The sequence below is a fragment of the Psychrobacter sp. HII-4 genome (assembly GCF_904846595.1).
GTDB lineage: Bacteria > Pseudomonadota > Gammaproteobacteria > Pseudomonadales > Moraxellaceae > Psychrobacter > Psychrobacter celer.
Genome location: NZ_CAJHBJ010000018.1, coordinates 49737 through 56099 on the forward strand (window position 1 = coordinate 49737; position 6363 = coordinate 56099).

Below are 6363 nucleotides of genomic sequence, written 5' to 3' on the forward strand. Positions count from 1 at the left end.
CCTTACACCCTTTAATCAAAATAGGTGCAAGGCAGTGACAGCATAAGGGTGTGAATAGCTGTCGTTCGGGTAATTAGTCCTAGCCTTGCATAGTTGGCGCTAAGCCTTAGCCTAGCTTTTGTTTGTGTTGTTTAAAGTCTGCATGGATCACGTTGTCCAGTTTGCCAGCATAAGCATCATCAATGAAGTTTGCCCATTGGTGCATCATGTCGGTTCTATACTTTAGGTGCTGCGCCCCGTTATAGGCTGCACTTATCTTGTTTTCTCTATCGTGTGCCAATTGCAACTCTATAGCTTCATGCATGTATTCTTGTTCGTGTAGCGTGGTACTGGCTAAACCCCTAAAGCCGTGCCCCGTCATCTCACCTTTATAGCCCATATTCCATAAGGCATTAATAAATGCGTTTTGACTGTATGGCTTGCGGGTTGAGGTATTAAAGAAAACGTACTGATCCGAAAAACCTAGCTCTTTGATCTGCTCTAATATTGCTAGTGCTTGCGGTGCTAATGGCACAATATGCAAGCGCCCTGCTTTCATCTTGTCAGCTGGTATCGTCCATAAGCCGCGCTTAAAATCTATATCTTGCCATTCCATGAAGCGGATCTCATTGGTACGTACAAACGTATAGCATAAAAACCATAAGCCCAGCTTCACCAGTACATCACCACCATAAGCATCAATGTCTTTTAGTAGCTTAGGTAGTTGCTGGCTAGTGATACGGTGGTGATTGGTCGTTTTGTGTGGTTTGATGGCTTCGGCTAGGTCGGTGGCTGGGTTGTGTGTGGCTAGTCCATTGCGTATGGCGTGTTTGAATATCTGCCCTACTTCTCTAATGGTACGCCTTGCCATTTCATTAGCGCCCCTTGCTTCTACTGCTTTGCCAATAGCCAGTATGTCAGGCGCGGTTATGTCGTTGATGCTCTTATGACCAATAGAGGGCTTTACATCGCGCATATAGGCGGAATAGTTACGGGAAAAGGTGCTTTCTGCTAGGTAGGTCTTGCGCTCGCTATACCATGACTGAGCTATGTTATCGAAAACATTTAAACCATTTTGACTGGCTTGCTGCTCTTTCTTATGGTCTTTTGGGTTCACACCATCGGCTATTAAGCGTTTTATCTCAATATTGCGTTGCCTTGCATCTTGCAAGCTCATGACTGGATAAGTGCCAATAGTGAGGGTTTGCTGCTTACCTTGCCAGCGATAAGCGCTGATCCATGACTTAACGCCCGTATATCTAACCCATAGTTGCAGCCCGTTACCGTCACTGTGCTTGTCAGGCCGCTTGCTCTCGATAGCCTTTGCGCTAGGTTGTAGCTTATTGATGACCGTATGAGTTAAGGGCATTGGACTATCCTTTGTTGGTATTGAAAGCATGTATAAACTCTAATACCAACAATAATACCAACATTCTATATAGGACGCTATACCCCTATATGATACTCAAAACCCAAAAAACGCCCAAAATAAAGGGCTGACGGTCTATGACGGTCAGCCCTTTATCAATGTTTGGTGGAGATGGCGGGAGTTGAACCCGCGTCCGCCAGCATTACGCTCATGAATCTACATGTTTAGTTTCTGTCTTTAGTTTTAATCCGCACCGATCCGACAGTCAGGATGGATTGGACGATTCTCTACTTTTGAACCCAAGCGATTGAGACAATCACTTGTGGCGAACCTATATGCGGACGCTTCAACTGGGCTAACCAACTATAGGTAATCGGCAGCGCAGTAAGCAGGGTTTAAGCTGCTAGAGCGTAAGTTTCGTCGTTTGCGACTATAACAATATATGTTTGATTAACGAGAGGACATACACTCTCGACATGCATCATTGAGTTTCATCACCAGCGTCGAAGCCAGAACATCCCCAATAAGACTGAGTATTATAGGTTAATTTACGCTTTTTCTCAACTAACATAAGCCTGTTATTACATTATTTTACAGGCTAACCATTGGTTTGAAAGCTCATTGCATTTGACCTTAATCACTCTAACTAATATATAAGGTCAATCATTAGATTTTCAATAGCTTATGGTTTATTTACAAAAGAATATTTATAAGACAAGATCAGGCCAAGACGGTGTTTAGCCATTTGCCGATATTTTGAATCTGCGGCATACAGACTTGATGTGCCATCGGGTAAGTATGGTATTCAACGTTGTAGCCTTTATTTGTCAATAACTGCTGCGCCTGCTCGCCGAGCATCACGGGTACGACTGGATCATGCGTACCATGCTCAATCAAAATCGGCAGGTCTCTATTGGCAGCACTATACTCAATATTGTCATTGGTTGCTAAGTAGGTAGAGAGCGTCATCAGACCCGCCAAGCGCTCTGGATGACTGAGCGCCACATGATAAGCAACCGCCCCGCCCTGCGAAAACCCAGCGATAACGATATGTTCAGGTTTGACGCCGCGCTCAATTTCACGGGCAATCAAATCGCGAATCTGCTGCGCGGATGTCTCAATTTGTGTCACATCAACTTTGCGCTCAAGACTCATCTCCAAAATATCATACCAAGCCGGCATCACCATCCCACCATTGACTGTGACAGGACGCTTGGGCGCATGCGGAAAGATAAACCGTACTGCCATGTCGTCAGCCAGTCCGAGCTGCGGCACCACAGGTTCAAAATCATGACCGCTGGCCCCTAAGCCATGTAACCAAATGACCGCTCTGTCTATCTTTTTTTGTGCCGGATTGTGCTCGGCGGTGACCACGTCTAGATACTTACTCATTATCGCTAGTTTCCTTTTATAAAGCATAAAATATGCATCAAATATAGAACTGAGATGGCGTTTGTATCGCCTTTATCCCTATTATTTTCATCAATTTTTCACAGTGTTTTGCACTGACTGACAAAATCCAGTCACGCTTTTGTGCTACGATAATTATAGACTCTGCTACAACTGATACCAATTGCTGCAGAGCAAGTACGACTGATATCAAACACTGCGCTCACTACTGTATGACGCCTTATTTATATTTTTCAATCTCATATCACCAGTGCCCTATATAGCAGGCACCCTTTAATAAAGATATTACGTTTATGACCCATATTTTACTGGTAGAAGATGATCCTGCAATTGCAATGTCCCTCAAAGTTACTTGTAAACGTGAGGGCTGGCAGATGACGTGGCTCGATAACGCCAGTAGTGTATTGCCAATGCTACACAGTAATGAGGCGCAAGATTTATCGGCTATTATTCTAGATGTTGGGCTGCCCGATGGTGATGGGCTCAGTCTCTGCCAGCAGATACGCCATACACCGGATATCGGCCGATTAAAAGATATCCCTGTGGTGTTTTTGACCGCGCGTAGCGATGAGGTTGACCGTATCTTAGGGCTTGAGATGGGCGGTGATGACTACTGCGCCAAGCCTTTTAGCCCTCGTGAGCTGGTCGCACGCCTAAAAGCCATTTGGCGTCGTGAGCAGCTGCTCTTTGAGCAATCAGCGGCAACGGCGGCTGTTACTGAGGCGGCTGAGAACGCCAATCAGCATGTATCTGCCCTTTCCTCTGGCAGCACTCCTGCTCACCATCTATCAGGGCAAGCCTTGAGCTTTGAGTGTCAATCTGGCATCTGGCATTACCAGCCGCTCAATTACTCTTTGATGTGGCAAGATACAAAACTGGAGCTGAGTAATACCGAGCGTAAGATTTTATTAACCTTATTACAAGCGCCCAATCAAGTCTTTAGCCGTGAGCAGCTGCTAAATGCGGTAAGCGACTATCCTGATCATCGCCTCGCGCGGACGATAGACAGTCATATCAAATCTATCCGTAAGCAGCTGGCGATCGTCGATCCTAGCCGCGATGTTATCTACACGCATCGCGGTTTGGGGTATGCTTTATGCCCAGCTTAGCTCATCCGCTATAGTCAATTTACTCTAAAAATGACATAGCTCTGCTGGGATGAATTTTGCGCAGCCTCTGTGATAACAGCACGCAAGTAAAATTTATACCAGTAGCGCGTTTAGATTTATAACAATTTTAATTTGAACTGACTATATACTCATTTATGATATTACTAAAGTGCTAAAGACATGAACGCTCCTGATAAGAGTCATCGTCCCCTTGACAAAACACCTGCTAATCAGAGCAATTGGTATGCCAAACTGCACCCCATTGGAACCACGCAACAAACCCGCAGTCCGAAACGCCTGCTAAATTTGAGCATATTTTTTCGGATTTGGCTTGCAGTCGCATTAGTGCTAAGCATTTGCGGTGTGGTCGCTTTCACGCAGCTGTTTGGCTACGTCAAACCCACCGCCCAACAAGTCATCGAAGACACGTTGCTAGATACCAGTAAACTGCTGGCTGCGACGCTGCAGCTACCATTGGCATCAGGGCAATTGTACGATGATACTTATCAAGCCACCCTTGATGCGACGCTCAAGCACACTTCAGGCGCGCGCTCTACCCTCGAGCCTACCCAAGAATCCTCAAACAATAACAACTCTCGCGTTTATGTAACAGACGCGAATGGCGTGGTCATATATGACTCTCTGCCTACCCCGCTCAATGCCGAAGGTCAGGACTATAGCCGCTGGAATGATGTGTACCTTACGCTGCAGGGGCGCTACGGCGCGAGGAGCACGGCAGATATCAATAGCACTCGTGGTAGCTCTATTATGTATGTAGCGCAGCCTATCATCGATAGCAGAGGTGCCGTGATCGGTGTCGTCAGTGTTGGCAAACCGGTCGATAGCGTGCTGCCGTATCTTGATAATACCCGCAATCGCATGCTCATTACCGCGCTGCTGATGAGCATTGCCGCTCTTATCCTCGCAGGACTGGTGGCATGGTGGCTCAAACAGAGCATTACTTTGGTCACGCACTACACCAATGCCTTAGCTGAAGACACCAAAAAACCCTATTTTTATTTCGGTCATGAGCTCAACAGCTTGACAGATACGATCGAGTCTATGAAACATCGGTTAGAAAACCGCGCCTATGTCACCGACTATGTCCATACCTTGACTCACGAACTCAAAAGCCCGCTAACCGCCATTCGTGCTAGTAGCGAGCTATTAGAAGATGAGCAACTAGATGCAGAAGATCGGCAGATGTTAAACCACTCGGTCGCTGAACAAAGCATCAAAATGCAGCAGCTGATTGATCGTTTATTACTACTGGCCAAGGTCGAGCAACCTACCTTTAAGCTCAATCGGCAACTGACAGCGCTACTGCCAGTATTGCAAACCCTCACAAAAAACAACAGCGCCAAACTACAACAGCAAAACCTACCACCTATCAAGATTTATAGTGAGGATAAATGTGTGACTGACTTGGTCATCGCCGAGGCTCCAATACGGGCCAATGCGTTGACAAACCCGCATGTCTTTGCTGATCCGTTTTGGTTGGTACAAGCGCTACAAAATGTGTTAGATAATGCCATTTATTTTGCCAACACTGAGGTCACCCTTACTGTGTATAGCCACTCTCACGATAGTAGCGACAAAACCGTGACCATTGATATCTTTAATGATGGCAAACCACTGCCCGAATACGCCCTCTCTAAAGCGTTTGATCGCTATTTTAGTCTCTCGCATCAAAGCCTGCAGACCCATCCCTCAACCTATCAAGCACCCGATCAAACCAATCAGACTGCGCCTGATCAGGCTAATACAGCGCTTAAAAAAGGCACGGGTCTGGGCCTCACCTTAGTCAAGCAAGTAATCGAACACCATGGCGGTCATGTGAAGATCCGTAATATCGGCACAGAGCAAGCCTTTGCTAGACATGACAAAAGTCCAAACGCTGGTGTCAGCGTACGCATTACCTTACCGCTGGCTTAAAACACACCCGTTATACCAATTCATCGATTTTTCATCAGAACTGCACAGGATTTCTACTCGCTTGTCTTACGATGACGTTATACACATTCATCACTTATCTTAGGAGTAGAGACCGCATGCCACAGTTATCAATGCATCCGTCTATTGTCAAAAACTTAGTGGGGCAAAGCCGTCAGTGTTGTGCTCAGACTTTATCCGGCCAAGGGATAGATAGTATCGCGTTTGGTCATTGGCTTGCCATACCCAGTCAGCAGCTACTATTGATATTTCGGCATCAGCAGTGCGTGGCGATTGATACCTATCCGCTGGCAGCGTAACTGATTGACCACTCACAAAAAAGCCCTTTAGCATTTTTAGTCATGGCACACTAAAGACGCTAAAGGGCTGCAAACAGTTAAATAAAATATATACAAACCTACCTATTTATTACTATAATAGATAGATTATATCTATAATATAGAGAGCAAGTTATGGGGAAACTGGTTAGTATTGGGGAGGCTGCCAAACATTTCGGGGTTGCTCAATCCACATTAAGACGTTGGGATGAGGACGGTACGTTAG

6 protein-coding genes and 1 other RNA gene are annotated in these 6363 nt (G+C 45.9%); 4 read left to right on the forward strand and 3 right to left on the reverse strand.

All coding sequences use genetic code 11. The features are described 5' to 3' along the window. Positions 1-106 precede the first annotated feature (106 nt). The 3 genes from JMX98_RS09375 to JMX98_RS09385 all read right to left on the reverse strand — a co-directional run bounded on the left by JMX98_RS09375 (position 107) and on the right by JMX98_RS09385 (position 2740). The gene (locus JMX98_RS09375; protein WP_201586106.1) at positions 107-1348 is read right to left on the reverse strand and encodes a tyrosine-type recombinase/integrase; all 1242 of its coding nucleotides are present in this window, start codon (positions 1346-1348) and stop codon (positions 107-109) included. Between the two features lie 163 nt (positions 1349-1511). Beyond that, positions 1512-1870, reverse strand: a transfer-messenger RNA (tmRNA) gene (gene ssrA / locus JMX98_RS09380). 198 nt (positions 1871-2068) lie between these two features. Then, the gene (locus JMX98_RS09385; protein WP_201586107.1) at positions 2069-2740 is read right to left on the reverse strand and encodes an alpha/beta hydrolase; all 672 of its coding nucleotides are present in this window, start codon (positions 2738-2740) and stop codon (positions 2069-2071) included. A 311-nt stretch (positions 2741-3051) separates the two neighbouring features. On the opposite strand from JMX98_RS09385, the gene JMX98_RS09390 reads away from it, so the two are divergent. The 4 genes from JMX98_RS09390 to JMX98_RS09405 all read left to right on the forward strand — a co-directional run. Further along, entirely contained in the window at positions 3052-3867 is an 816-nt protein-coding gene (locus JMX98_RS09390) for a response regulator (RefSeq protein ID WP_201586108.1), read from the forward strand. A gap of 180 nt (positions 3868-4047) precedes the next feature. After that, on the forward strand, positions 4048-5802 hold the full coding sequence (gene creC / locus JMX98_RS09395; RefSeq protein WP_201586109.1) for a two-component system sensor histidine kinase CreC: 1755 nt from the start codon (positions 4048-4050) through the stop codon (positions 5800-5802). Positions 5803-5918: 116 nt separating this feature from the next. After that, positions 5919-6119 carry a hypothetical protein gene (locus JMX98_RS09400; protein ID WP_105243788.1) on the forward strand — a complete coding sequence of 67 codons (201 nt, stop codon included), beginning with the start codon at positions 5919-5921 and terminating at the stop codon, positions 6117-6119. Between the two features lie 153 nt (positions 6120-6272). Next, on the forward strand, positions 6273-6363 hold a 91-nt coding region (locus JMX98_RS09405), incomplete at its 3' end, for a MerR family transcriptional regulator (RefSeq protein WP_201586110.1).